This window comes from Arsenophonus sp. PmNCSU2021_1, from assembly GCF_036919435.1.
Lineage (GTDB): Bacteria > Pseudomonadota > Gammaproteobacteria > Enterobacterales > Enterobacteriaceae > Arsenophonus > Arsenophonus nilaparvatae.
Window position 1 is genome coordinate 500,495 of sequence record NZ_JAZHPL010000011.1, and the last position, 26,010, is coordinate 526,504.

Annotated in this window: 38 protein-coding genes and 2 pseudogenes; 37 read left to right on the forward strand and 3 right to left on the reverse strand. The window is 43.4% G+C overall.

Going from position 1 to position 26,010, the window contains the following annotated elements; translation table 11 throughout:
• Positions 1–57 precede the first annotated feature (57 nt).
• Together V3224_RS28680 and V3224_RS28685 are read left to right on the forward strand one after the other, a co-directional pair.
• Positions 58–930 (forward strand): hypothetical protein, encoded by an 873-nt coding sequence (locus tag V3224_RS28680; protein ID WP_334473737.1) that lies wholly within the window; start codon positions 58–60, stop codon positions 928–930.
• A gap of 32 nt (positions 931–962) precedes the next feature.
• Positions 963–1,406, forward strand: a pseudogene (locus V3224_RS28685) (recombinase family protein); the annotation flags it as partial.
• 122 nt (positions 1,407–1,528) lie between these two features.
• Here V3224_RS28685 and V3224_RS28690 read toward each other — a convergent pair.
• A pseudogene (locus V3224_RS28690) lies at positions 1,529–2,052 on the reverse strand (DUF1543 domain-containing protein).
• A 437-nt stretch (positions 2,053–2,489) separates the two neighbouring features.
• Here V3224_RS28690 and V3224_RS28695 point away from each other — a divergent pair.
• Positions 2,490–2,684 carry a helix-turn-helix transcriptional regulator gene (locus V3224_RS28695; protein ID WP_290606415.1) on the forward strand — a complete coding sequence of 65 codons (195 nt, stop codon included), beginning with the start codon at positions 2,490–2,492 and terminating at the stop codon, positions 2,682–2,684.
• A gap of 361 nt (positions 2,685–3,045) precedes the next feature.
• Positions 3,046–3,993 carry an Rpn family recombination-promoting nuclease/putative transposase gene (locus tag V3224_RS28700; protein ID WP_334473741.1) on the forward strand — a complete coding sequence of 316 codons (948 nt, stop codon included), beginning with the start codon at positions 3,046–3,048 and terminating at the stop codon, positions 3,991–3,993.
• A 43-nt stretch (positions 3,994–4,036) separates the two neighbouring features.
• Here the strand turns inward: V3224_RS28700 and V3224_RS28705 are convergent, their stop codons facing one another.
• A complete protein-coding gene (locus V3224_RS28705) occupies positions 4,037–4,648 on the reverse strand; it encodes a helix-turn-helix domain-containing protein (protein ID WP_334473742.1) in 612 nt (203 codons plus the stop codon).
• A 173-nt stretch (positions 4,649–4,821) separates the two neighbouring features.
• On the opposite strand from V3224_RS28705, the gene V3224_RS28710 reads away from it, so the two are divergent.
• The 7 genes from V3224_RS28710 to V3224_RS28740 all read left to right on the forward strand — a co-directional run bounded on the left by V3224_RS28710 (position 4,822) and on the right by V3224_RS28740 (position 8,448).
• Positions 4,822–5,091, forward strand: a complete 270-nt coding sequence (locus V3224_RS28710) for a Cox family DNA-binding protein (RefSeq protein WP_334473743.1) — start codon at positions 4,822–4,824, stop codon at positions 5,089–5,091.
• 300 nt (positions 5,092–5,391) lie between these two features.
• Complete coding sequence (locus V3224_RS28715) at positions 5,392–5,613, forward strand: hypothetical protein (protein ID WP_334473744.1); 222 nt, start codon at positions 5,392–5,394, stop codon at positions 5,611–5,613.
• Positions 5,614–5,880: 267 nt separating this feature from the next.
• A complete protein-coding gene (locus V3224_RS28720; protein ID WP_334473745.1) occupies positions 5,881–6,168 on the forward strand; it encodes a hypothetical protein in 288 nt (95 codons plus the stop codon).
• Positions 6,168–6,674, forward strand: coding sequence for a hypothetical protein (locus V3224_RS28725; protein WP_334473746.1), 507 nt, complete (start codon positions 6,168–6,170; stop codon positions 6,672–6,674). Before V3224_RS28720 ends, V3224_RS28725 begins: the two co-directional genes overlap by 1 nt.
• Positions 6,661–7,290 (forward strand): YqaJ viral recombinase family protein, encoded by a 630-nt coding sequence (locus V3224_RS28730; protein ID WP_334473748.1) that lies wholly within the window; start codon positions 6,661–6,663, stop codon positions 7,288–7,290. Before V3224_RS28725 ends, V3224_RS28730 begins: the two co-directional genes overlap by 14 nt.
• 11 nt (positions 7,291–7,301) lie before the next feature.
• Positions 7,302–7,889: a DUF669 domain-containing protein gene (locus tag V3224_RS28735; RefSeq protein WP_334473031.1), complete on the forward strand. Its 588-nt coding sequence runs from the start codon at positions 7,302–7,304 to the stop codon at positions 7,887–7,889.
• A gap of 34 nt (positions 7,890–7,923) precedes the next feature.
• Positions 7,924–8,448: a hypothetical protein gene (locus V3224_RS28740; RefSeq protein WP_334473749.1), complete on the forward strand. Its 525-nt coding sequence runs from the start codon at positions 7,924–7,926 to the stop codon at positions 8,446–8,448.
• Positions 8,449–8,453: 5 nt separating this feature from the next.
• Here the strand turns inward: V3224_RS28740 and V3224_RS28745 are convergent, their stop codons facing one another.
• Entirely contained in the window at positions 8,454–8,795 is a 342-nt protein-coding gene (locus V3224_RS28745) for a DUF1640 domain-containing protein (RefSeq protein WP_334473750.1), read from the reverse strand.
• Between the two features lie 116 nt (positions 8,796–8,911).
• On the opposite strand from V3224_RS28745, the gene V3224_RS28750 reads away from it, so the two are divergent.
• The 26 genes from V3224_RS28750 (at position 8,912) to V3224_RS28875 (ending at position 25,768) form a co-directional block, all read left to right on the forward strand.
• On the forward strand, positions 8,912–9,703 hold the full coding sequence (locus V3224_RS28750; RefSeq protein WP_334473751.1) for a BRO-N domain-containing protein: 792 nt from the start codon (positions 8,912–8,914) through the stop codon (positions 9,701–9,703).
• A 278-nt stretch (positions 9,704–9,981) separates the two neighbouring features.
• Positions 9,982–10,176: a hypothetical protein gene (locus V3224_RS28755; RefSeq protein WP_334473752.1), complete on the forward strand. Its 195-nt coding sequence runs from the start codon at positions 9,982–9,984 to the stop codon at positions 10,174–10,176.
• Between the two features lies 1 nt (position 10,177).
• The gene (locus V3224_RS28760) at positions 10,178–10,414 is read left to right on the forward strand and encodes a hypothetical protein (RefSeq protein WP_334473753.1); all 237 of its coding nucleotides are present in this window, start codon (positions 10,178–10,180) and stop codon (positions 10,412–10,414) included.
• A 60-nt stretch (positions 10,415–10,474) separates the two neighbouring features.
• Complete coding sequence (locus tag V3224_RS28765; RefSeq protein ID WP_334473755.1) at positions 10,475–11,194, forward strand: Rha family transcriptional regulator; 720 nt, start codon at positions 10,475–10,477, stop codon at positions 11,192–11,194.
• A gap of 31 nt (positions 11,195–11,225) precedes the next feature.
• On the forward strand, positions 11,226–12,125 hold the full coding sequence (locus tag V3224_RS28770) for a replication protein (RefSeq protein ID WP_334473757.1): 900 nt from the start codon (positions 11,226–11,228) through the stop codon (positions 12,123–12,125).
• Positions 12,122–12,973, forward strand: coding sequence for an ATP-binding protein (locus tag V3224_RS28775; RefSeq protein WP_334473759.1), 852 nt, complete (start codon positions 12,122–12,124; stop codon positions 12,971–12,973). The genes V3224_RS28770 and V3224_RS28775 overlap by 4 nt, the downstream gene beginning before the upstream one ends.
• Before the next feature lie 594 nt (positions 12,974–13,567).
• Positions 13,568–14,074, forward strand: coding sequence for a phage N-6-adenine-methyltransferase (locus V3224_RS28780; protein ID WP_334473761.1), 507 nt, complete (start codon positions 13,568–13,570; stop codon positions 14,072–14,074).
• A 3-nt stretch (positions 14,075–14,077) separates the two neighbouring features.
• Positions 14,078–14,269 carry a hypothetical protein gene (locus tag V3224_RS28785; RefSeq protein ID WP_334473603.1) on the forward strand — a complete coding sequence of 64 codons (192 nt, stop codon included), beginning with the start codon at positions 14,078–14,080 and terminating at the stop codon, positions 14,267–14,269.
• 4 nt (positions 14,270–14,273) lie between these two features.
• Complete coding sequence (locus tag V3224_RS28790; RefSeq protein ID WP_334473763.1) at positions 14,274–14,639, forward strand: RusA family crossover junction endodeoxyribonuclease; 366 nt, start codon at positions 14,274–14,276, stop codon at positions 14,637–14,639.
• Between the two features lie 69 nt (positions 14,640–14,708).
• Positions 14,709–15,797 carry a DNA-methyltransferase gene (locus tag V3224_RS28795; RefSeq protein WP_334473764.1) on the forward strand — a complete coding sequence of 363 codons (1,089 nt, stop codon included), beginning with the start codon at positions 14,709–14,711 and terminating at the stop codon, positions 15,795–15,797.
• Between the two features lie 71 nt (positions 15,798–15,868).
• A complete protein-coding gene (locus tag V3224_RS28800; protein ID WP_334473765.1) occupies positions 15,869–16,060 on the forward strand; it encodes a phage holin family protein in 192 nt (63 codons plus the stop codon).
• On the forward strand, positions 16,053–16,550 hold the full coding sequence (locus V3224_RS28805; protein ID WP_334473767.1) for a lysozyme: 498 nt from the start codon (positions 16,053–16,055) through the stop codon (positions 16,548–16,550). Before V3224_RS28800 ends, V3224_RS28805 begins: the two co-directional genes overlap by 8 nt.
• A gap of 217 nt (positions 16,551–16,767) precedes the next feature.
• Positions 16,768–17,340 (forward strand): Rha family transcriptional regulator, encoded by a 573-nt coding sequence (locus V3224_RS28810; RefSeq protein WP_442891153.1) that lies wholly within the window; start codon positions 16,768–16,770, stop codon positions 17,338–17,340.
• A gap of 46 nt (positions 17,341–17,386) precedes the next feature.
• Positions 17,387–17,524: a hypothetical protein gene (locus V3224_RS28815; RefSeq protein WP_334473770.1), complete on the forward strand. Its 138-nt coding sequence runs from the start codon at positions 17,387–17,389 to the stop codon at positions 17,522–17,524.
• Positions 17,525–17,537: 13 nt separating this feature from the next.
• Positions 17,538–17,714 carry a hypothetical protein gene (locus V3224_RS28820; protein ID WP_334473772.1) on the forward strand — a complete coding sequence of 59 codons (177 nt, stop codon included), beginning with the start codon at positions 17,538–17,540 and terminating at the stop codon, positions 17,712–17,714.
• A complete protein-coding gene (locus V3224_RS28825) occupies positions 17,711–18,190 on the forward strand; it encodes a lysis protein (protein WP_334473774.1) in 480 nt (159 codons plus the stop codon). Before V3224_RS28820 ends, V3224_RS28825 begins: the two co-directional genes overlap by 4 nt.
• Positions 18,187–18,489 carry a DUF551 domain-containing protein gene (locus tag V3224_RS28830; RefSeq protein ID WP_334473776.1) on the forward strand — a complete coding sequence of 101 codons (303 nt, stop codon included), beginning with the start codon at positions 18,187–18,189 and terminating at the stop codon, positions 18,487–18,489. The genes V3224_RS28825 and V3224_RS28830 overlap by 4 nt, the downstream gene beginning before the upstream one ends.
• A 13-nt stretch (positions 18,490–18,502) precedes the next feature.
• Positions 18,503–18,838 carry a hypothetical protein gene (locus V3224_RS28835; RefSeq protein ID WP_334473777.1) on the forward strand — a complete coding sequence of 112 codons (336 nt, stop codon included), beginning with the start codon at positions 18,503–18,505 and terminating at the stop codon, positions 18,836–18,838.
• Positions 18,839–18,840: 2 nt separating this feature from the next.
• Positions 18,841–19,170 carry a hypothetical protein gene (locus V3224_RS28840; RefSeq protein WP_334473778.1) on the forward strand — a complete coding sequence of 110 codons (330 nt, stop codon included), beginning with the start codon at positions 18,841–18,843 and terminating at the stop codon, positions 19,168–19,170.
• A gap of 27 nt (positions 19,171–19,197) precedes the next feature.
• Positions 19,198–19,536 (forward strand): HNH endonuclease signature motif containing protein, encoded by a 339-nt coding sequence (locus V3224_RS28845; protein ID WP_334473920.1) that lies wholly within the window; start codon positions 19,198–19,200, stop codon positions 19,534–19,536.
• A 153-nt stretch (positions 19,537–19,689) separates the two neighbouring features.
• Complete coding sequence (locus tag V3224_RS28850; RefSeq protein ID WP_334473779.1) at positions 19,690–20,157, forward strand: phage terminase small subunit P27 family; 468 nt, start codon at positions 19,690–19,692, stop codon at positions 20,155–20,157.
• Positions 20,108–21,856, forward strand: a complete 1,749-nt coding sequence (locus V3224_RS28855; protein WP_334473780.1) for a terminase large subunit — start codon at positions 20,108–20,110, stop codon at positions 21,854–21,856. The genes V3224_RS28850 and V3224_RS28855 overlap by 50 nt, the downstream gene beginning before the upstream one ends.
• On the forward strand, positions 21,856–23,184 hold the full coding sequence (locus V3224_RS28860; protein WP_334473782.1) for a phage portal protein: 1,329 nt from the start codon (positions 21,856–21,858) through the stop codon (positions 23,182–23,184). Before V3224_RS28855 ends, V3224_RS28860 begins: the two co-directional genes overlap by 1 nt.
• Positions 23,185–23,447: 263 nt before the next feature.
• The gene (locus V3224_RS28865) at positions 23,448–24,254 is read left to right on the forward strand and encodes a head maturation protease, ClpP-related (protein ID WP_334473921.1); all 807 of its coding nucleotides are present in this window, start codon (positions 23,448–23,450) and stop codon (positions 24,252–24,254) included.
• Between the two features lie 12 nt (positions 24,255–24,266).
• Positions 24,267–25,550 (forward strand): phage major capsid protein, encoded by a 1,284-nt coding sequence (locus V3224_RS28870; protein ID WP_334473783.1) that lies wholly within the window; start codon positions 24,267–24,269, stop codon positions 25,548–25,550.
• Between the two features lie 50 nt (positions 25,551–25,600).
• Positions 25,601–25,768 (forward strand): head-tail connector protein, encoded by a 168-nt coding sequence (locus V3224_RS28875; protein ID WP_334473784.1) that lies wholly within the window; start codon positions 25,601–25,603, stop codon positions 25,766–25,768.
• The last annotated feature ends 242 nt before the right edge of the window (positions 25,769–26,010 follow it).

The window sequence follows — 26,010 nt, forward strand, 5'->3', positions numbered from 1 at the left end:
TTAGTAACTTGCAGATTGATCATTGCTTTTAAGCCATTTCTAGAATTTTATAGGCCTGTGCGAAACTCGTGTACGGGAATACCGTCAACAAAATTGAATAGTGATCTTTATGATGCACTACAAGAGGAAGTGTGTACCGTTATTGAACGCTCAGGTATTCGTCTTAATAAAAGCCAGCATGACCAACTCTATCAGGCTGTCAAAAAATTGTCTGAGGTAGAAGCGAATAAAGCAAAAAACGCGCTGATTGATGGCTCGCCAATAGATTTGAATACGCTAAACAAGCTTGCTAAAGCCCTTGGCAATGACCCAAAATTTTCGGCAACAGTGACTAATTTATTAAATCAAAAATTAGCAAAAAATCAAAATGGCGCAGACATCCCAGACAAGGATCTTTTTCTGAAAAACATGGGTTTGTTGGAAAAAGAAAATCGGTGGATTAATAAACAGATTTTTAACACGTTAATTAGCGGTAATATTGACGGCAACGCGGTATCAGCAACACGTCTACAAACAGCCAGGAAAATCGCGGGTGTAGCCTTTAATGGAAGTACAGATATCAGTATACCGGCAAGCAATGTCGGCGCTTATACCAAAGCCGAAGTGGATAGTCGCATCAATGCAAAAGGTGCAAAAAATACCGCTCACCTTGCCACCAATGGATGGTGGAAATGTGGTGATACCGGCATTATCAGGCAATGGGGTATTACACCACCACTCAATGCCGGACAAATTTATACGGTATCTTTACCTTATCCCGTCCCTCATGCCATTTTCTCGGCAAACGCGACGGTAAAATACAAAGGCATTGCTTCCGAGGGCAATCTAGGCACCTATGTCGAAATAGTCGGAAAATCGTTAATTATCAGTGCTGATTACACCAGAACAGGGATTAAAGCACCGAGAACATGGGAGCTGGTTTGTTACTAGTTCCACATTATCAGGCGGCCCTGACAATGTAGTTAAATTGCTTAAAAACGGGCGATACGTTAGTTGTTTGGAAACTCGATAGACTGGGGCGCAGCATCAAACATTTAATCGGCTTAATCTCTGAACTGGAAGATAAAAGCATTCATTTTCATAGTTTGACGGATTCTATCGACACCTCTTCGTCAGCAGGTCGTTTTTTCTTTCATGTGATGAGTGCGTTGGTGCAAATGGAGCGAGAACTGATTGTTGAGCGTACTCAGGTAGGTTTAGCCGCAGCGAGAAGTAGAGGACGTATCGGCGGTAGACCTTGCTCGTTATCTTCTCCACAGCAAGAGCAGGCTAAAAAATTGCTTGAGTCCGGTCATAGTAGAAAACAGCTTGCATTACTGTATGGCGTTTCACTGGCTACCATATACAAATATTGTCCAGTTAATCGAAACTCTCAAACAGACCAAAGTGCCTCCGATGAAAAATGACAGTGTATTTCTGTGCTCTGCGTGTAGAAAATGGCTTGCTATTTATCGCCCGTTTTTGCTTCAAATATCGCATGCCGTATCAGTAATACCTCGTAGCATTTGCAATGAATTTAATTTTTTATTCATTTATGCTGAAGTGCATTTTGGCGACCAATTGGTTGATATCCTTGCCATTCAGGTCTAAAAGGAGTACCCATCTCCGATGGAGTGAGATGCACATACAGATCGCTAACTTTATCAAGCAGAAGGCAGTCATCCAGCTTTTTGAGATTGTCTTTATGTTGATACTGAGCATCGATAAGTAATGACGTCAGGGCCTTTGCTTTAGCTTCGAGAGCATTGGGTGCTACAAATAGGTCAAAGGCGTGTAGCTCAGCAAGAGTCGAAGGTTTGTAAGCACCAACGTTCACAAAAAACAATTTATTTTTTCCTGTGGCTGGCACATCAGACAGCGTACACTATACCCATCAGCCCAAGTAATACGAGAATATCCATCAATGTGTACTTTGTCCACATCACCAAACCAAGCTTCTCTAAGAGAAGGCCAAGCATCTTTCGGTTTTTTGGCTGCTACAAACTGGATATCATGAACTTCAATGTTGGCCTTACCAGCATTGCCACCTAAGTAAAACATATACAAATACACCTACCTTTCTCCTTGAATTCATGCCTGATAAGTGGACCTAGAAAATTCTCTGCAACTCTGTCATGCCAATCAGTATGCTTATCTAAATATTTTTATTGATTAATATGACACTTGACAGAGTGCCTGTATTGCGGATGACTTGCTTAGACTACTTATTCAAGAAATTTAAGCCATGACAGTACGTTGACTATACTTCCTTCGCACTTTTTGGCTTCAAATATAGCACATGGGATGATGCACAGCATATTGAATAGCTAGAACTATCGCTCAAAAGAGATTATGGCGGTAAGTATATCAAGTTAAATACATTGGTCACGACAGACTAACTATCCTTCATACATCACTACAAACCCCATTCCTACGATTCACAACTTCCTGATTGCTCACCGTTATGACGAATAGTGAAGCAGCTTAATATTAAAGAGAGGTTTATAAAAATGGCAACCCGTTATATCGGAATTAAAGAAATGTGCCAGTTGACCGGCAAAAGCCATCCTACCTTGTGGCGGATGTGGGCGAAAAAGAAAGATTTTCCTGCTCCACAAAAAAGTAGAAGCGGTACATTCCTAGGCTGGACTGAAAGAGATTATGAAGAATGGGTCGAAGCTCAAAGAGTTAACAACACCCGTTAAAGCACCTGTTATTTTGATTTTTGAGATGGAAATTCATCTAAGCTATTGATTTTATTGGTGCGCCCTGTAGGATTCGAACCTACGACCTACGGCTTAGAAGATAGTAGGTATATTTCTAAGTTATTGTAAATAATGGCCTAATCTGCATTCACAAATGGCAAAAGTGGCAAGTTGTGGCACTCTAATGACACTATTGTGGCACTCCAGTGACGTCACTAATCTGGCACTATGAGGAATAAGTAAGCATACAAGACGCTATTGCAATAATTTATAAAATCATGATTTTTTATCGTAAACTTACTTGATGATTATATACATTATTTCAATGGTTAAATTTTGATCGTCACGATATACTGCCCCAATGACAAAATCCTCACTATCCCAACATGATTCACTGTTCAAAAAGTTCCTTGGCGATATTGCTGTAGCAAGGGATTTCTTGGAAGTACATTTGCCTCCTCATCTGCGGGAGCACTGCGATTTCAGCACTCTTGCGATGGAGTCAGGTAGCTTTATCGAAGATGACTTGCGTACCCAGAGTTCAGATATGCTGTACTCTGTGCAGACGAATTCGGGGAAAGGCTATATATACACAGTAGTCGAGCACCAGAGCCGCCCTGAAAAGCTAATGGCATTCAGGCTTCTACGGTACAGTGTGGCAGCCATGCAGCGGCACCTTGAACAAGGCAACGACACCTTGCCAGTAGTGATCCCGCTGCTGTTTTACCATGGAACCACGTCGCCGTATCCGTACACTACCCAATGGTTTGACTGCTTTGCTGACCCTGAACTGGCAGAATCAGTCTATAGGCAAGCATTCCCGCTGGTTGATATTACCACGATACCGGATGAGGAGATCCTGACACACCGCAGGGTAGCACTCCTGCAATTAGTACAAAAGCACATCCGAACGCGCGATATGTTGGAACTTGCTGTAGAGTTAGCTACTCTAATAGAAAAATGGCAGTATTCCAAAGAACAATGCAAGAGTTTATTATATTATATAGCTAAAGCAGGAAATACGATTGACGGCGAGGGATTCATACGTACCCTTGCGGAAAAGGCACCGACTTATCGGGAGGATTTTATGACTATTGCAGAACAGCTTGAGGCTAAAGGCCGTAAAGAGGGTATCCAACAGGGTATTCAACAAGGCAAACATGAAGGCTACCAGCTAGGCCGACAGGATGGGGTTAAAGAAGCTACTCACCAACTGGCAAAGCAACTATTTGCTAATGGTGTTGATCGGCAAATTATAAAAATATCGACCGGCCTAACCGATGATGAACTAAACATACTATTAGTTTGATATGATCCCCACCTTCAAATAACTGTTAGAAGATGGGGATATGTTAACCTGCTGTTTTTTTTGAAAATACATTTATCTCTTCTTGAGGAGAGTCAGTATCTCCTTCAATTCTGGATAAAATCTCTCTGAACTGCTTCTCGCCCATAGACTCTAACCTCAAAGCAACCCGTTTTTTCTTACCACTCAAATTCAAAAGTGATTGATTATCTGGATCTAATAATTCGAGTAAAAGCATCGTTCCCCTACGAGATAGCAGCCTAGATAGTTGTTTTATCTCATCATTATCAAGATTAGATAAATTGTTAATGATAGAGAGCATATCAGGTGATTGCGATGACATTTCTTCTGTAACCTTTTCATCTTTTTTGTCAATTACCTTGTCTGTATTTGTTCTGTCAGCCGTACCTCCCGTAATATTTTGATTAAATTTCAATGATTTATCATCATACAATAGCCATGCCGTATATTGCCTAAATTTATCTACTTGCAAAACTTTTTCCATGACCTCCGCTCTAGCTGGTTTTTGACCTGATTCATAACACCTTACCGTGCTAAGCGATAAATCAGTTAACTCAGCAAATTCTCGTTGAGTTAATTTTTCTATTTTTCTGATAGCTCGAAGTTTTTGAGCATAATCTATTGACAAGATTGCCATGTGGATATTATCCTTCATTAAGTATTTTTGTGGATATCTATAAATTTCAATGTAGATACCTTTTAAGGCAGATAAATAGTTATTAATGCCTTAACAAAAGAATACCAGAAATTCGGTTTTTAAGCGGTTAGAAGCGGTACAAAGCGGTTGAAAAGAATTAATTAGGGGGCGAAGTGAGTAACGACGACTACGAGATCAGATATCCGATAGACGCAGTGAACATAAAAAAATTTGCTGAGCTGCTCGGTAAAACTCCTAGTGCAGTCAAGGATATGGCTGAAGACCAAAAGTTACCTGTCATTTTCTTGAAAGATCCAACCAAACCCAACGCCAGAAGTGAACGGTGGATATATCTCCCTGAATTCAACCGCATAGTCCGAGAAGCCTACTTTAACCGTCCCGCAGAAGAACGTGATGCTTGGCTTAAGTGGCTTGGGTTGTGAACCAAGCAAGAAATCTGAACAAAAGTCCATAGCCAGCGTTTGCTGCGGAACTGCTCTTTAACAAAACGGTATCAGCAAAAAAAATCTGTGAAACGGATGGCAGGGAAGTTGCGCCTGTCATTTGCTGATAGCTGAGCATGAAGTTTATGTGAAGCGAAGTTGAGCCTACTTTACGTAGGGACTTTCCGATCGGGGTATGCCGATACAGGTGTACACAAACACTGAATAACCAATAGGTGGATTTGTAGTAAGTACGTTTCGTGCTTAGCATAAATCTTCTTATGGAGGAGATATTCATCAATGAATGCTCGCCAACGTTGCCGTGAACGGCGTCAAATGCATTATCGCGACCAATCTCGAATACGAACAATAAGATTAAGTTTACTAAAAAAACGCTCAACCGAAGAAATCATTAATAATATATGGCGGGAACCCGCCGAACATTACACGCAAGAACACGATGTCGTAAACCTTCTCGCGTCATTTAAAACACGAGTTTCGCACAGGCATATAAAGTTCTAGAAATGGCTTAAAAGCAATGGTTAATCTGCAAGTTACTAAAACACATAAATTTTATTAAATTACAATAATTTGTATTTAATTTATAAGGTTTTGTCTATTTATATATCATGCTGAATTAAACTTAAAAATAGCGCGTTTTTTTATTGGTGCGAAACTCGTGTAAAAATCAAGTAGACAGATATCCTACAGACAGTATTAACAACCGCTGTCTAGTAAAAACTTACCTCTATACGGTCAAGAGCCGCTATCGCCGAAGAAGGAAGCAGCATGGACATTCAAACTGAGAATGAAATTCTTCGGGCACTGAAAAAATTAACGATTGAAGAAGAGGAATTCTGTCAGCCGGGCGGGGAATATTTATACGAAAGTTTAAGCAACGTTTATCTTGCTCAAAAACTCGCCGGTGCAGATAAAGGAGATGAATACGACGCATGGTTACTGGCACTGGAAACTACCGACGGATTCGATGAAGTCTTGTACGACGTTACCCAGAAAGTTGAACAAATTTTATATCTGATGCGATGCCGTGATGCTTACTACGAGGTGCCAGCTTAATGACAGAAAAAACGCATTATAGAAAGGCGTTCGATTCACCTTATTTGAGCAGCGCTGATATTGTTGAACCAACAGTATTAACCATCTCTGAGGTTTTATTTGAACCGGATAAGACCAGAAGAACAAAAGATGCTTTTAACACAGCTTATTTTAAAGAGAAAGAAATTAGACCCGACGAGGCAGTTAAGCCAATGATTCTTAATGCGACCAATAGCAAAATGGTTAGACAAATAACCGGTTCGCCGTTTCTTGAAGATTGGCAAAATGTGAAAGTCATGATTTGCGTTGAGCGGGTAAAAAATCGACAGGAATATGTCAATGGTTTAAGAATATACCCCGCTATCATCAAGAAAAAAATATTAACGCCAAGCCAGGTAGAGTCATGGGAAAGAGCCAAACAAAGTTATCTTAATACTGGATCGCTAGAAAAAGTATTAGCACATGTTGAAATGTCGCCGGAAGACCAGGAACGTCTCACGAAGGAGTGCGCTAATGCAATGGCATGATGTGCAGCAAAATACGGAAGTGTGGGATGCGCTTCGTTTAGGAAAAGTTACTGCATCGCAATTTAACTGTTTTATGGCCAACCAGGGAAAAGCTTTTGGCGAACCGGCAAAGCGATATGCGTTACAAATTGCGCTAGAAATTATAACAGAAAAAAAATCAGAATTTAGTTTCACTAATGACCACATGTTACGCGGACACGAACAGGAGCCAATCGCCAGAAGGCTATACGAAGAAACAAATTTTGTTGATGTAACCAATGGCGGATTTTTTGATTGTAGTGATTATGGCGATAGCCCAGACGGATTAGTTGGAAATGATGGGGTTATTGAAATTAAGTCAGTTACCGCACCCGTGCATTATGCCACTTTGCAACGTGAATCTTTTGACCCTGCATACAAATGGCAACTTATAGGCCACCTTGATTGTACAGGACGTGATTGGGTTGATTTTGTCAGCTACTGTTCTGATTTCCCAGAGGGAGGACAGTTAATTGTAAACAGGTTGTATAGAAAAAATCATGGGGAAGATATTAATCAACTTAAAATGCGCCGCACTCAGTTTCTTGACTTTATCCAATCCACCAAAAATAGAATAAAACAGACTATTGCATCTTAAGGAGACGTATCTTGAACAATATCACCTTTACGTACAATCAAGAAGCCGCCTTAGCTGCCGGTCAAAGTGCTTTTATCAATGAATCAGGCGCTTATATTGTCACGATTCAGGAAGCAAAATATATGACCAGTAGCGGCGGCGCTGAATCAATTGAATTTTCGGTTGAAGCAGATGATGGCAAAAAAGCAAATTATCTGAATGTATACACGAAGAAAAAAGACGGTACGCCAAATAAATTCGGTGTCAATATGATTAACGCTATTATGGGCTGTGCTGGCGTTCAGCAGTTAACAACCAAAATGATTAATGCCCATACCCATATAGCGCCGGAACTTACCAATAAGCGTGTTGGACTGGTGCTGCAAAAAACACTAAAGACAAAATCGAACGGACAGGATACTTATAGCTTCGATATTCTCTTACCCTTCATCGCTCAAACAAAACAAACATTAGATGAACAGATTAATGGGCTACCCGCTCAAACAATCGATAAGAAGCTTGCCACACTACAGGATAAAGACGAGCGGAAAATTGCAGAAAAAGGCTATCAGCAATATCAATCAGAATATCCCGGTGATGATGTGTTTTTTAGTGAATAAATTATAAAGTTCAATAGGCTTATCGAGGATAAAAATGATTCTAACTGTTAGTAAGCAGGCGCTTCTTAGTGCGATGATTTTTCAGGCTAAATGTGATGAAAGATATTATTTAAACGGCATTTGTTTTGCGCCTGAGAAAAAACTTTATTCGACTGACGGTCATCGTGCTTTTCTCGGTGAGCATGAATCCGAAGATCTGAAAGAAAACGTTATCGTTGCTATCAAAGGGCCTAAGTTCGTCAAATTTGATAAGGCAAAAATAGACACCGAATTGGGCATTGTCACTTATCTTGATTGTTTCGGTATAAGGGTTGGTGTAGCAATTTGTGAGGTTATTGATGGGGTATACCCTGATATTAGTCGAATAATACCCAAGGAAAACAGGCCCGTTTCAGAAATTGGCTTCAATGCTAGCTATCTTGCGGATATCGAGAAGGCCGCAAAAATTTATAACCCCAAATACAAATCAATAAAGATTAAACTTAACGGTAATGATAATACTGCAATTGCCGAATTAAACAAAAAGACATTCGTTATCGTTATGCCAACGCGGATTTAATTCGTCTAGTGAACAAGTTTTAAAATGGCTGTAAGCGCACCGATTGCCAAAATTAACATACCCCCTAATCTCACTGTTAATTGTAAACCCAGTTTGTCAAAGCGATTTTCCATATCTTTACGAACATCGGCAATCTCAGCAGATAAGTCCTTGCGGATATCGGCAACGTTCCGGTTGACTTCGGCAATTTCGTGTTTCACTTCAACGATATCCGCCTTGGTAGCGACATCGGCCACTTCATGAGACTTGCGAACAGCGATAGAGATCGCTCTGGCCTGATCTTTTGGCAATCCAGCGTTTTCTAGTGTCTCAACAAATTCTTGAGTATCAAATGCAACTTGGCCCATTTAGGAATCTCCTATTTTTTCTTTAGTTTAAACCCTTTTAGGGTCAACAAGCAAAATTTTACAAGTAGCTCGGTAATAGACTTTTACGAAATTTATTTAATAGTAAAGAAATTATTATGACCAAAATCACCAAAACACAACTCATGCTCTTTAAGTCTGCTGATGCAGATATTGAATTACAAGGGACGCTTTACCAAGGAAAGCCTGTGTTCTTTGCGGTCGAACTGGCGAAGGCGCTGGGCTACACAAATCCTTCCAAAGCACTAGCTGATCACTGTAAGCATCTGATAAGGCTTGATTATAACGAATCGTTAGAATTGAATTTAGGTGTTTATCCCAAGGGCGTAGCACTTGCGCCAGAATCCGATCTCTACCGGCTGATACTGAAAAGCAAACTTCCCTCTGCTGAACGTGTACAAGATTGGGTATGCGAAGAGGTGTTACCTGCATTACGCCAGCAGGGCAGCTACAGCATGAAAACAGTACACCGTGACGAAGGTAGCGGCTTACCGGAGTACCGTAAGGCACGAGCGATGCAAATCCAGATGGAGATAGCCGAAAAGACCTTCCAGTGGGCCACAGGTCTTTCCGACACCGCCCGTCAAGCCGTTATTGCTGGACTGATTAATCCTATAGCAGGCAGTGAAGTTATCCCTCTTCCTGTGCTTGAAGAGAAGAGCTATACCGCAACGCAAATTGGCAAGATGTTCAATGTTTCAGCGAACAAGATTGGCCGTATCGCCAATGACAACAATATGAAGACCCATTCATACGGTGAGTACTATCTGGACAAGTCACGCTATAGCACTAAACAGGTTGAATCCTTTCGTTATAACTATAAAGCGCTGAAAAAATTCAACGACATACTTATTGCTGAGCAGGAAGCAACGGCAAGCGAACTCGTTTGACGGCAAGGACAAAAATGAGCTATATTGTACCCAGCACCTTAACAAAACGGGTGCCGGGTTTGAACTCCCGAATTGTAGAGCGGATATAAGCCGCAGTATGCGGTTTTTTTACGTCCGTCATAACCAGCGTTGCGCTCCTATAATGGTGAGGCGTAGCGGGGGAGCCGTAAGGCTCGCCGGGTTCTCTACTACCGGTAGTTCAATCCCGTTACGTCTCGCCACCCTGCTTGAACTCAGGTTGGTGAGGTTTGAAAGAACTTAGTAGAGAGGCAACCGCTATGGTTACTACCCCAATCCAAACTCATCCTAAATTTACCGATACTTACTGGATTATTCCTCTAAATTCAGCTGTTCCCTACGGCAAAGTGTCATTCACGCATAGGGATTTCCGTACCTTCACCGCCCTATTCAAAGATAGCCGTCTAATATGGGCGGGTCGTCAACCTGTGCGCGTTAGTTTGGGAGGCCATTAATATGTGCCAACCAGAATCAATACGAGCAGAAATCAGCTTTGAAAGCCACTGTCGACTTATTAGGGCGCGCGAAGTTGCAGCCAACATTTATAAGTATCTTGAAGGTGGAGAAGCTACATTCAGGCCGATCCCGTGGTTACCTGAAATCCTCGATTATCTGTGCAAAGACATCGATGTGATTTTGCATGAAATAGATGAATGGGAATTCAGAAATAGCCAACCAACCAACATGGCATAGTGCGATTAACTGCAAGCCAAAAGCGTTGATAATGTGAAATAACATCGGGAAGTATATGCCATGAAATTAGTTGAAATAAGAAAGTTTGATCTCGTTACAAATTCTCTTGCTATCGCACAAGGGGTACGGCGTGATCATGACACAATTATTAAGTTGATTGACCGCAACCGTGAAGATCTTGAGGAATTCGGAAGGGTAGGATTTGAAATCCGACCCTTTCAGACAAACGGTGGAATGCAAAAACAAAGAGTTGCCTTGCTGAACGAACAACAGACCACGCTTCTGATTACCTACATGAGAAATAATTGCGAGGTTCGTGCATTTAAGAAAATCCTTGTGAAAGAATTCTTCCGTATGCGTGTGATTGAACTGGAGAGAAAGCGGAAGCATCGAGAGAGTGCGCGATTGGGCTATCCCCACATGATGGAGTCCGTCAAAATTTCGCGGATTTTACAGGGAAAAAAGATAGGGCCGAAGAACTTTAGCATGGAAGCAGACATGATTAACCTTATTGCAATTGGGGTATCTTCTGCTGAATTTAAACAGCGTTATGCTCTGGAGCCACATGCAGCCATCCGGGATTATTTAACGCCGGAACAAATCAGATGTGTGGATGAATTGCAAAAAACCAATGATGCACTTCTGAATGCAGGCTGGGAAATAGAAAGGCGAAAAGAAGTGTTAGTTGAAACATTTAACCGAAAGTATCGGTTCTCCTTAAAAAATGAAAGCCAAAAAATAGCAAGATCCGCCGTAAGTCCTTGTCTGGCGATGGCATAAATATAAGTTAAAAATAAAAAGGAGAACCGTTATGACTAACGTTACCTATGCCTATTTTAAATCAAAAGATGAGGAACAGGCGTTTCTCATGACTGGAAATGATATTGGTTTCACTCAGTGGAATAATGAACTAAAGGAAGCGCTACTACTTGCGCCCATTACATTGAGGCAATACAAGATATTTGATGCGATACACAGACTTACTCTTGGCTGGAATAAAAAATCTGATCGTATCACTAATACACAGTTAGGGAAAATGACGGGTATTCATCATACGCATGTCTGCAAGGTTAGAAAAGAACTTGAAGATATGAATATGATATTAAAAATCAGAAATGAGGTGGCTATAAATCAAAATTATCATGATTGGAGTTTTAATAAAAGTTTAGCTGAATCAGCTAATAAAAATAAGCCAAATCAGCTAAACATTACCAAATTAGCTAAAGGTTGCCAAAACAGCTACACATTAGCTGAAACGGCTAATGAGAGTTTAGCCAAGTCAGCTAAACACCAAAGAAAGGAAAGACAGGAAAGAAATAGTTTAAAACATAAACCACCCCAAACCCCTCCTTCGGCAAAATCAAAATCGTTTGACCCAAGCTCGGTAGAACTTCCCACTTGGCTACCCAAACCAGTTTGGGATTCCTGGGTGCAGTACCGCAAGGAAATCAAAAAGCCGATCAAATCCCAGCAGACGGTGACTCAGGCTATCAAGCTGCTAGGCAAGTGCCGCGATAACGGACATCAGCCTGAAGAAATTATTAACGCCAGTATCGCCAACGGCTGGCAAGGACTCTTCGAGCCTAATCAACCCGGAAGAACTCAGCAGACGAAACCCCACTCTGTCGCAGATAGCTTTGCTGACAAGGACTATGGGGAACCGCAGCTACCTGATTGGGCAAGGGAGTGTCTAGCGAAGGAGGGGCTATGAACTACAGCGCAGAAATTACTACTGTGCGTCAAAAACTGGCAGACCTGAATGCGCCACCCAAGCCACTAGAGCACACGGTTTACGAGGAGAAGGAGGCCATCTGTGACAGGCACGGCTTATTCAAACAGCGTTGCCGCAGGATGGCACTTCACGGCAAAGGAATTGAAACAAGAAGCGAATGCCCAGCTTGCCTGACCGAAAAATTAACCCAGTTGGAGCAAGCCGAAGCAGAGCAGGAAAAACACCGTAAGCGCAGCAAAATTAAAATGCTCATGGATAACCTGAACCTGCCGGAACGCTTTGCCGATGTTACCTTGGATAATTACGAACGAGTGAACACCGATGCGGCACGTTGTTTAAAACTTTGTAACGACTATACCACCCATTGGCCTGAACGTCTTAAGCGGGGTGGCGGCTTGGTGATGTGTGGCAAGCCTGGGACAGGCAAGAATCATCTGGCACTGTCGATTGCGAAACACGTTATCAACGAGCACCAAAATTCAGCGCTATTCACGACAGTTTTGCGAATTGCCCGCGAATTTAAATCAACCTGGAGCAAAAACGCAGAATGTTCAGAAGCTGACGTTATCAAGCGCTATACGCAACCTGACTTGCTCATCATCGACGAAGTAGGCGTTCAGTTTGGTAGCGAGGCGGAAAAAATGATTTTATTCGAGGTCATTAATACGCGCTACGAGAGTATGAAGCCAACGATAATCATCAGCAATCTGGCATTAAACGAACTGGCCGGATTTATCGGGGAGCGCGTTATCGACCGTATGAACGACGGGGGCGGCTGCACATTGACGTTCACGTGGGGCAGTTACCGTTCACGCATGGCTGCATAAACTCAGACATCAGCCAGAAATCAATTTTAACCATGCTAAAACGCCCGTAGCGGCGTTTTTACTCTCTACAACACGAGTTTCGCACAGACATATAAAATTCTATAAATGGCTCAAAAGCAATGATTAATCGGCAAGTTACTAAAACGTATAAATTTACTTAAATTACAATAAGTTGTTTTTGATTTATAAGATTCTGTCTATTTATATATTATGCTGAATTAAACTTAAAAAAAGAGCGTTTATTTATTGGTGCGAAACTCGTGTACAATACTCAAACCTACCACCTCATCGATAAAAGCGCTCACAGTGGCGTAAGGGTGGGATTTGGTTAAATTTTCAAGAGTAGTTAAATAATATGCTCAAAAAAAGCTGGTTTCGACATGAAGCCATTAGTACACGACAAGCCAACAGGCTGGTTAAGCAATACACCCAGAAGGGCTACCATGTTGAGAAAACACTAAATATTGACCCCAAACTTTGGGATGTATCAGTTAAGTTGGAGGAAAGCAGAAACAATCAAACCACGCCACGCTGCATGATTAACAAAGTCTGGAACCCTCCGTTATATAAAAATCCTACTGTGGTTTAGAAATTATGCTAATCAGTCATACACCGAAACCATTCAAAGATCGGTGGCGTACGCCTATTGAAGTATTTCGAGCACTTGATGCTGAATTTAATTTCAAACTGGATGCTGCCGCCGATAAAAGCAACGCGCTATGCAAAGCATTTTTAACTGAACAGCAAGACGCACTGAGATGCGATTGGAATAGCGACGGGGCCATTTTCTGCAATCCCCCCTATAGCAAGATTATGCCTTGGGTGAAGAAAGCGGCTCAGCAGTGTAGAAAACAGAATCAGACTATTGTGATGCTACTGCCTTCTGATACCTCTACAGCATGGTTTTATGAAGCGTTAAAAACATCTGATGAAGTGCGTTTCATCACCGAGGGACGACTCTCATTTATCCCTGCCGAAACAGGCAAGGAAGGAAAGGCGGGCAACAGCAAGGGCAGTGTGTTATTTATCTGGCGACCGTGGAGAAGACTTGGGTGCAGAATGACATATGTCCAAAGAAACAAACTATTAAAAAGAGCGTGAAGCATGAGTAACTATATCAACATTTTTATCCGGTTTTTATTTATTATCCTTGCTCTCCCAATCATTTTTTACCTGGGTGTAGTTCAAAATACTGATTTGAGTTTTTTTATTGGTAGATGGGAAGCCAAGGCTGAAAAGCTCCTTTCATTATTGCAAATATTCTTAGATAAATATTTCCCAGTAAGGTTTGAATGAAAACATGATAATCGAACTCCCTTTCCCGCCCAGCGTTAATACCTATTGGCGACATAATTCAAAACGCCCCTACTTAAGCGATAAAGCTAAAGCATTTAAAGCAACAACCGCAAAAATTGTCAACGAGATGCGCCAGAAATCTGACTGTCAAAAATTTAAAGGTGAGGTCTCTGTATTGATGCAACTCTATCTACCCAACAAGATAAAGCGTGATGTGGACAATTACTCCAAAGGCGTACTCGATTCTTTAACGGGGGCGGATATTTGGGACGATGATAGCCAGGTTCGCGTGATGACCGTTGAGAAGATGGATAACAACGGCGGTGTAAAAGGTGGCAAGTGTGTCGTCATTATTGATGAATATTGTTAACCGTGGCTGACTAAAAAATCATCAACATACCAACAGGGTCAATCACATTTAAAATCCAAGGTAACAACGATGACTTTTTCAAACCAACCAATATTGGTTAACGGAGACTCGTTGCCATATATCAAAACACTGTCAGATAATTCCATCGATCTTATTGTAACTGACCCGCCATACTACCGTGTTAAATCATGCGCTTGGGACAGGCAGTGGAAAACAACCGCGCAATATCTAGCGTGGCTAAATGATTACCTCGTTGAATTCCAGCGGATATTAAAGCCAAACGGTAGTCTCTATCTGTTTTGTAGTGCGGCATTGGCGGCTGATACCGAAATTATGCTAAGAAATCATATGAGGGTGTTAAATAACATTATTTGGGCTAAACCGTTTGGCCCGTGGCGGCGACAGAAGAAAGATACGCTCCGCTCATTTTTCCCCAGCACCGAGCGAATATTGTTTGCCGAGCAGTACGAAGCAGAGGGTACAGCAAAAAATGACGCTGGCTATGCATTGAAATGCGCTGAGTTAAAAGGCAAAGTGTTTGCTCCGCTGATTGACTATTTCATCACCGCAAAAAATCAACTCAATATCACGGGAAAAGAAATAGAAAAGTATATGGGAAGCTACATGCATCGGCATTGGTTCTCGTATTCTCAGTGGCAGCTACCCAACAAATCACAATACGAAAAATTGCAGCAATTCTTTTCGCAAAAAGCAGCAGAGAAGAAATTAGCGTCGTCTCTCGTCAAAAATCACCATCAACTGAGTTTGAAGCACGGCGAACTTCAGCGTGATTATGGTGAACTGATGAAAAACTATGCCGAACTTAAGCGACAATATGAAAACTTGCGCCGACCTTTTTCTGTCACCAAAGACATGCCGTATACCGATGTGTGGAACTTTCCACCCGTACTGTATTATCCCGGCAAACATCCCTGTGAAAAGCCAGCAGCCTTACTTGAACACATTATTAACGCCAGTAGCAGGTCAGGTCATACTGTAGCGGATTTCTTTATGGGTTCTGGTTCGGCGGTAAAAGCCGCAATTCAATTAGGTCGGCAAGCTATCGGCGTAGAGTTGGAAACAGATAGATTTTTGCAGACTAAAAAAGAAATAGAAAATTTTACTCCTCAAATTAATAACAAAGGTATGATTTTTTGACGAAGCGCTCCCCTTTCCTCAGAAGAAACATACCCCATTATTAAAACACTCGAAAATAAATAAAACTATCTATGAATAACATTGAAAAATACACAACAGGCACTGCCTATGGTGCCAGCGCGACGACGTTTCTATGCGGTGCGTTATCGCTCAGCGAGTGGGCGCTGGTGACGGGTATTATCTGTTCAGTGCTGACCATTGGGTTGAACTGGTATTACCGGCACAAGGAATATCGTTATCGAACGAGAAATCTTAATGAATAGCCAACTTCAAAAACGCCTTGCGGCGGCAACGGTAGGCGGCGCATTAGCACTGGCTGCCGTCTTGGTGCAGTGGCACGAAGGTAAGCGCTATAAGCCCTATCGTGATGGCGGCGGCGTGCTCACTGTCTGTCACGGTCATACCGGCAAGGATGTTACGCCAGGGGAAATTTATAACGAAGAAGAATGCAACACGTTGATGAAGCAGGACTTGCTGATAGCACGCTCCGCCGTTGAACGTTATGTCACTGTACCGCTTACCGATTTACAAAAAGCCGCCTTGACTTCATTTGTTTACAACATCGGTAGTCGCGCATTTGCCAATTCAACGCTGCTTAAAAAGTTGAACGCCGGAGATATTCAAGGCGCTTGTGACCAGATGCGACGATGGAAATACGATGAAGGAAAGGTATCAAACGGGCTGATTAAACGCAGGGAGGTAGAACGGGAACTTTGTTTAAATCCACATTTACTCATCCATCCAACCCAATGAGCCTTGGTCTCGCTCAAGGCTTTGCTATACCCATAGCGCCCCGCTGCGTAAAGCATCACATCGAACCTGAACCATTTGAAATGCGCCTTTGAGGAAGTCGGTTAGTGCTGGCGAGCCTCGATGGACTGATTTCCTGGGCGGCAAAGGTTCATTTCAAAAGGAAAACGCAATGCAATATTCAAATGTTGTAGTACTACCTGTATCAAAAAAACCTACCATGAGTAGCCTTGAAATGATCGACTACATTAACGCTGACCGTGCATCAAAAGCAAAAAGTGAAGGATTGGTGTTCCCTTGCAAGAAGTATCGTCGCCTACAGCACAAAAGCTTTATTGCCAAGGTACCAAAAGTTCTTGGTGAGGGATCGGCAAAATATTTTGCCGATTACACCGATGACAAAGGACGAACTTACCCCTGCTACCGATTTCCCAAGCGTGAAGCCTGTTTGATGGCTATGAGCTATAGCTACGAACTACAGGCCACCGTGTTCGACAGGATGACTGAGTTAGAAGGTGGTCAAGATATTAACCTTCTCGACTTGTCAGGTTTAACAGAACTCACCATTAAGCAGATGCAAGATCGGGTCGCACTGGCTGAAAAGTATTCTTTCACGGAGCACGGCCAAAAAGGTAGCAATCTGATGACGCTACGCAGGAAAGAGAAAAAATCAATTAAAAAAGCTGAACAACTGGTGAAAGACCTTATTCAATTCAAGCTGTGCGACTTGGGTGATTTTCCTGATATAGATGAGGAGAAAAAACCGCATGAAGAACTATATCGAATTCATTGAGAAACACGTAGTAACTGAACTTGTTAAGCAGGGTTACGAGCAATCAGTGGCACGAATTAGTGCAGACGTGGCGTTAGAACATTATCGCCGTAATGCAGCCAGCGCAAAGGGTAAGATTTTTGCCGATTGCCTACATGTTGCCAAAGTCTGGGCTGGAAAGTACCAGCCTCAAATCAAAAGATAACGAGGTGTATCCCATGTGGATATTAATTTTTGCTATGTATGCAGCTCCTTTTTCAGAAACTGATTTTGCCTCGGTGAGTAGTCAGGAATTTTCATCAGAAGCACGTTGCGAAAAAGCGAAAGCCATATTTGAGGTAAAGTTTGAAACATTGAGATCAATTAATGGTATAGCGTATTGTGTAGAAAAATGAACTGGAAAATTCCTCTCATTGTCGCTTTGCTACTGACCTCAATGTCAGGTGCCACCCTGTATTACCGGACACTGTATTACGACGCTGAAAAAGCACGGAAGATTGCTGTCTCGGATAGGGAAAAACAACAGGTTGCATTTGAACAGCTAAGTCGGCAGATACAAACCGTCACTGCGCTGGACAGGAAACACACCAAAGAGCTTGAATATGATAAGAAACTTATTACCCAGCTTGAGTGGGATGTGGCTGCTAATCGTCGCCGGTTGCGCGTCAAAGCAACCTGTTCCAATGTGTCAGCCAATGCCACCTCCTCCAGCCTGGATGATGCAGCCAGCGCCAGACTTGACTACACCGCTCAACGAAATTATTTCACTCTCAGACGAAGAATCGAAATTGCCGAGCAGCAAATAAACGGCTTGCAGGACTATGTGCGGCGAGTCGTATTGTCTCATCAACAGGAAGCGAAGAATGAATGAACTGGATTTCTTGTAGTGTTCGTCTGCCAGATATTAACGAAACAGTGCTTATTTATCGAAAGGATAGAAAAGAATGTCTGGTCGGTATTTATCTTGGTAATTACCACTTTCACCATGCAGATTGTTGTCAAGGTATCCAGAAAACGTGCACAGCTAGTTATTGGATGCCATTACCTGAATCGCCAAGTGAAGATGACGATATTGAAGCGGTTAAAAATGCCAAAGATCCTTTTATGGAGGCTTTGTCTAGAATACAGAAAAGACATGCTCGCACCATTAAGATGTTGGGTAAATTATAAAGAGGAATTAAAAATGACATTAAATCAAGCACCACATTATGAAGCAATAGGTCACTGCGTGTTTCTAAAAGAAAAAATTAAATCACGGATTGAGTTTCTTGAATACAGGCTATCTATTATACACGAATTGGGCATTGCTCCATCCTATTTTTTCGGCAACAAACCCCAGATAAGCATACATGAAATAATCATTGATCACGTTGAAAAACTCGCCAATGAAACCAAAGATATTTATTCTGATATTTATCGTTCAGCAGTGGAATATAATAAATGGGCTGAGTTAGCGGGATATGAAGCTATCACGATATTATATGACCAGAAAGATAAACCCCTCTTGGAGAATGAATAATTATGGCAAGAATTAGGTCAATTGGCTCTTATGCAATACAGGTTTCTTTTTATGAAAGCGATACTCAAGAGGAGTATATATCAATATGTGAACCAGTAATAAATAATGATTTCTTGAACTTTACAACGGTTCATCGAATAGAATTTTTTATACCTACTTCAAGAATAAATTATGTGAAGACTTTTCCTATAGAAAAATATAGCGAAAATGACAAGGCTCAATCAATAAAATCGCATGCTTTCAAAATTAATCCTGAATGTCTCAACGATCTCCAGAAAGAATTAAAGGCATTATTTAACCAGAATAATCAAAATACCCAGCCAAATTCCTAGACCTTCCTGTAAAACATGACTGTTCTTATGAAGAAAATTCAACTCTACAATTCTCGCTGGGATAAAGCGCGGCGGGCATTTCTTGCCAAACATCCTTTATGTGCCATGTGTCAAGCCAATAATTTCATCAATCCGGCAACCGTGGTTGATCATATCATACCGCATCGTCTGCGCGTCGCTAAGACGACAGAAGAATTGAAGATAGCCCAAAAACTATTCTGGGATGAAAAGAACTGGCAACCACTCTGTGTTCAGCATCACAACACAACCAAGCAACGGATGGAAAAAGGTAACAAGGGCTTTGGCTGTGATGAAAACGGGATGCCGAGTGATCCCAATAGTCACTGGTATCAACAGAATAAATAGGGAGGGTGGGTTAAAAGTTTCAGTAAATAAAGCTTACTGACCCACGTGCCCCCTCTGTACGCACAGTCGCGAAATGAAATTCCATTTCAAAAAATATCACATGTTATTGAAATACAAATACTTTTATAAAAAATCAACAAAATGGATACCTTTATGGCAGGAAGACGCCCAAAACCCACCGCCTTAAAATTAGTGACCGGCAATCCAGGAAGAAGACCTCTCAATAGCGCAGAGCCTACCCCACCACCCTATTCAGCCCCTCCCCCAAAACACTTATCCAATACGGCAAAAGAAACCTGGGAGCGGCTAACGCTGCTGTTAAATAGCATGGGCGTATTAACGATCGCCGATGCTTTTGCACTGGAAAGGCTGTGTGATATTTACGCTGAGATCCTGCGGTATCTCGCCTTGATAGCGAGCAACGGTGAAACGTTTGAGGTGCATTCTCAAAACGGCGTATTAATCAAGGCGAATCCAGCCGTTTCGATGCTGTCGGATGCGGATAAACGCTTTAAAAGCTATCTGGTTGAATTTGGCTTAACACCCGCAGCAAGAACCAAGGTGAGGACGTATGACAAAGAAAAAACCCCGGACGAGCTCGACGAATTCTTCGCTCACTGATTTGGCCACCCACTATGCCACTCAAGTTGTTTCAGGCGTGGAGATTGCCGGACCTGATATTCGTCATGCCTGTCAACGTCACTTGCGGGATTTATCGACGGGTAATACGCGGGGTCTGTTGTGGGATGTCGGATCCGCACAGCGTGCCATCCGTTTTTTTTCCAACGTATTGAAATTGAACGGCGGTATCTATGAAGGCAAGCCGTTTAATTTACTCCCTTGGCAGTGTTTTATCGTTGGCTCCCTTTTTGGCTGGCTAAACAACGAAGGACAACGCCGTTTTCGGATGGCCTACGTTGAAGCCGGAAAAGGATCGGGAAAATCGCCCCTTGCGGCGGGGATAGGGCTATATTGCCTGGTTGCCGATAATGAAGCGCGAGCCGAAGTCTATGCCGCTGCCACCAAAAAAGACCAGGCGATGATCCTGTTTCGTGACGCCGTCGCGATGGTAGACCAATCGCCAAAGCTGGCCGAACGTATCCAGAAATCCGGTGGGGCGGGTAAGGAGTGGAATCTGGCTTTTTTACAAGCCTGTGCTTTTTTCCGGCCTATCAGTGCCGATGATGGGCAATCCGGCCCGCGTCCTCACTGTGCCTTGATTGACGAAATTCACGAACACAAAAGTAATCAGGTCGTGGAAATGATGCGGGCGGGCACAAAAGGCCGCCAACAGGCATTGATTTTCATGATAACCAACAGCGGACACGACAAAACCAGTGTGTGCTACGACTATCATGAATACGGCCGTAAAGTGGCAGAAGGTAGCATTGAGGATGATAGCTTTTTCGCGTTCATTTGTTCGCTGGATGAAGGTGATGATCCGTTCAAGGAGACAAGCTGCTGGAAAAAAGCCAATCCTTCACTCGGTCATACGTTCAGCGACCGTTACCTACAGGAGCAAGTCACGCAAGCGCGGGGGATGCCTGCCAAAGAGAGCCTGGTTCGTCGTCTTAATTTCTGTCAGTGGGTCGATGCCGAGAATCCCTGGATTAATAGTGATAGCTGGATAGCGTGTGAGAAAACCTCGCTGGATTTAGCGGCGCTGGCAAACTCACCCTGCTACGGTGGCCTGGATTTATCCGGCAAGCAGGATTTAACGGCGCTGGCGCTTTATTGGCCGGAAGAAAAAGTGGCTTATGTCGAGTTCTGGACACCGAAAGACACCTTACTGGAACGTGCCAGGGTCGACAGAGTGCCTTACGATGCCTGGTTGCGAGCGGGTTATCTTAACGCCCCGCCAGGGAATGCGATTAATCTGAGCTTTGTTGCCCAACGGATAGCCGAATTATCCGCACGCTATACCCTCAATCGTATTGCCTACGATGCGTATCATATTGATTATTTACGGCCAGAACTGGAAAACGAAGGGGTGAATACGCTATTAACGCCGCACGGACAAGGCTTCGGCAAATCAAAACAATCCGGACTTTGGATGCCGCGATCCATTGAATTGTTTGAGCAGCATCTTCTCGGTGGCGAATTACGTATTGATTTCAACCCCTGCCTACGCGGGAACGCCGCGAATACGGTTATTGAAGAAGATAAAAACGGCAATCGTGTTTTTAGCAAACGCCGTAGCAACGGACGTATTGACGGTGTGGTCGCACTGGCGATGGCCATCGGGGCCGCCGAGGTTGTTGAGGAAGAAAGCGGCGATCTGGATGGCTTTTTAACCAATCCGATTATGGTAGGACTGTAGTGAAAAAACATCAATCTCCCGGTAAAATTAAAAGCGCGGTGCTCAACTGGCTAGGGGTGCCACAGAATTTAACGGATACGCTGTCATCGTTTCATGACTATAGCCAGAGTAAGAGCGGACAAGTGGTGACAACGGATAAAGCCCTGCAACTTTCTGCGGTTTGGGCTTGTGTGCGTCTGCTGAGTGAATCGATATCCACGTTACCGCTCAAACTCTATCACCGCGAGTCGGATGGTTCATGCAGCCTCGCACAGCAGCACCCTGCTTATCCTGTCCTGTGTCGTCGTCCTAACCTGGAAATGACACCTTCGCGTTTTATCCAAATGATTGTTGCCAGCTTGTGTTTACGCGGTAATGCCTTTGTTGAAAAAAAGAAGGTCGGTCAGCGTCTGGTCTCCCTCGTCCCACTATTACCCCAAAACATCACCGTTAAACGGGGTGATAACGGGCGACTGGAATACCATTATACCCACGACAGCAAGCCCGGTTATTCCTCATTAAAACCGCGAGTTATTGCAGATAATGACATGATGCACATACGGGGGTTCGGATTAGACGGCATTTGCGGCATGATGCCGTTAAAAACCGGTCGTGAGGTGTTTGGCTCCGCGATGTCACTCGAAACAACGGCAGCGCGGTATTTCCAGAAAGGCATGTCGGCATCCGGTTTTGTCACTTTCGACAAATTACTCAGCAAGGAGCAACGAGAAACGTTTAATAAAGAGCTTGAACGATTTTCAGGGTCAGAAAATACCGGCAAAGTGATGCTGCTGGAAGCTGGAATGAAATTTAATGGTATCACCCTCGATCCACAAACCTCGCAAATGCTGGAAAGCCGCGATCATAGCGTCGAAGAAATCTGCCGCTGGTATCGCGTTCCGCCGTTTATGGTCGGTCATATTACAAAACAAAGCAGTTGGGCTTCGAGCGTGGAAGGGATGAACCTGATTTTCCTGACCAATACCTTACGGCCCTTACTGGTCAATATTGAACAGGAAATCGCCCGCTGTCTGCTGGATAATGACGAGGATTATTTTGCGGAATTTTCTGTTGAAGGACTGCTCAGAACCGACAGTAGTGGTAGAGCGGCTTATTACACGACCGCGCTACAAAATGGCTGGATGAATCGCAATGATGTGCGGAGACTGGAAAATCTGCCGCCGATTGATGGCGGAGACCTGTATACCGTTCAGTTGAACCTGACGCCCCTCAATCAACTGGGGCAGGAAAATGACGGCGAAAAAGCACGAGCCGCGCTAAGTGCCTGGTTATTCCCTGAAAAAAAACCTTCTCATCACCCGACTGGCAACCAGCAAGAAACAGAATAACTGGAGTTTTTCCCGATGAAAAAAAATGCACTTCCGGTATTACCGGCGGTTTTTCCCTCACGAGTTTCGCACCAATAAATAAACGCTCTATCTTTAAGTTTAATCCAGCATAATATATAAATAGACAGAATCTTATAAATCAAAAGCAACTTATTGTAATTTAATAAAATTTATGTGTTTTAGTAACTTGAAGATTAATCATCGATTTTAAGCCATTTCTAGTATTTTATACGCCTGTGCGAAACTCGTGTCCCTGTCCAAAAATGACCAGTGAAATTTCACCGTCAGCATTGGAAAAATGGAACAGCAGCATCAGGGCATCAAGCCAGGATGATAATACGCTATCGATATTTGAGACGATTGGGCAGGATTGGGCAGGCGAAGGGATCACCGCTAAACGGATTGGCGCAATATTGCGTTCACTGGAAGGTCAAGATGTCACCGTCAATATCAATTCGCCGGGTGGCGATCTGTTTGAAGGGCTGACTATCTTCAATCAACTCCGTGAATATGCGGGCAAAGTGACCGTAAAAATATTGGGATTAGCGGCTTCTGCGGCTTCAATCATTGCCATGTCAGGCGATGAGATACAAATCGGGCGCAGTGCTTTTCTGATGATCCACAACACCTGGGGTATGGCCGTCGGTAATCGCCATGACTTTGCCGAGATTGCTGAAAAAATGATGCCTTTTGATTTTGCCATGCGCGATGTTTACGTTGCCAGAACCGGCATGGATGAAAAGATGATCACCGCAATGATGGATAATGAAACCTGGATTAATGGTGGAGAAGCCGTAGAGAAAGGGTTTGCTGATACCTTCCTGCCCGCCGATAGCACACAACAGGATAACGCTTCTCCCACTGCCGCGTTGAGAAAAATTGATTCACTCTTAGCGAAAGCCAATACGCCCAGAGCTGAACGACGACGATTACTGAAAGCCTTACAGGGTGATATGCCGGGCGCTATCACCCCGTCTCACGGTACGCTGTGCGCTACCCCTGATATTTCCTCCGAGACCGTGACACAACTGGATAATGCCTTGCGTCGTCTGGTGTCGATACCCCATTAAACTGGAGACAATATGTCTGATATTAATGAAATGTTTAAGAAAGTAACGGCTTCTATTGAAGAAGCCAGCAGCAAATATAGCGCCCAGGCCGAGAAAGCCCTGAAGGAAGCGCAAAAATCCGGTGAGCTTTCCGCTGAAACCAAAGCGGTCGTTGATAAAATGGCAGTCGAATTGAACGCCTTACGCGAAGCAGAAAAAACCCTGAAAGCCCAGGTAGGCGAAGTTGAACAACATCTTGCCCAAATGCCAGTCGCCAATGCGTTGAACGTGGTGAGTTCTATCGGTCAACAGGTGGTTGGCATGGAGGTCGTGCAGGCTTTAGGCTCGGGCATGGAATCCAGTAAGCGGGTGATAGCACCGATTAACGCCGCACTTATTTCATCGGATGTCACCGGAACGATTGTCGCCCCCGACCGTCAATCAGACATCTTGACCAAGCCGAAGCAACGGTTGTTTATTCGTGATTTGATTGCCAGTGGAAAGACGCAAAGTAACACGATTTATTACGTGAAGCAGAAAGGATTTACCAATAATGCCAAGACTGTCGCGGAAAATACCGCGAAGCCCTATAGCACGATTGAATTTGAAGAGGCAACCGTCCCCGTTCGCACGATTGCCCATATGTTTAAAGCCTCCAAGCAAATTCTGGATGACTTTTCGCAACTGGCCTCCCTTATCGATATGGAGCTACGTTATGGCCTGAAATACGTTGAAGAGCAGCAAATTCTCTTCGGTGACGGTACCGGTTCAAACCTGAACGGGATCTTTACTCAGGCCACAGCATTCAAAGCGGAATTAACACCGGCACATCGAACCGCGATTGATGATCTGCGGCTTGCCATGCTACAAGCGCAACTGTCACGGATCCCTGCGACAGGCCATGTGTTGCACTTTACTAACTGGGCACAGATTGAACTTGTCAAGGATACGCTGGGGCGTTATCTCCTCTCCAATCCGGCCGCCATGACGACACCGACATTGTGGGGCTTACCCGTTGTTGTCACAGAAGCCGCTGAGTTTAAAGATAAATTCCTGGTGGGTTCGTTTAGTTTAGGTGCTCAACTGTTTGACCGTGAAGAAGCCAACGTGGTGATTAGCACCGAAAATACCGATGATTTTGAGAAGAACATGATCTCGATTCGTTGTGAAGAGCGTCTGGCACTCGCAGTTTACCGCCCCGAAGCGTTTATCAAAGGGGATTTAACCAAAATAGCGGTGTCGCCTGCCGAACCGTCAAATGCAGGGGGGCTGGGAAAGGCGGTCAATCAGGTAGTGGTGGCTAGTAATCAACATTAAACTCGATGGTCTACCCATGTAGGCCATTTTTTTACTGGAAATAAACCAACATGTTTATTGACAAAGAACAGGTCAAACGACAATGCAGGATTGAATTAAACGATAGCAGTGAAGATGTGCTGCTTGATAGTTATATCGCCGCCGTAGAGCAAAAAACCATCGCACATCTCAACCGTAATCTCTACAAAGCCTCCGTTGATGCGGCGTGCGATATTTGAAGCCAAAACGTGCGATAAATGGTGAGCTACTCTTGTTTCCATCAGTGCAACGGAATTACACTGTTATTTTTCATCGGAGGCACTTTGGTCTGTTCTAGTGGTACGATCAACGGGACAATATTTGTAGATGATGGCCGATGAAACTAGATAAAGTAATACAAGCTTTTTTCTACTATGGCAGGACTCAAGTAATTCTTGAGCCTACTGTTCCTATACATAAGATAAATGAGCAAGACCTACCG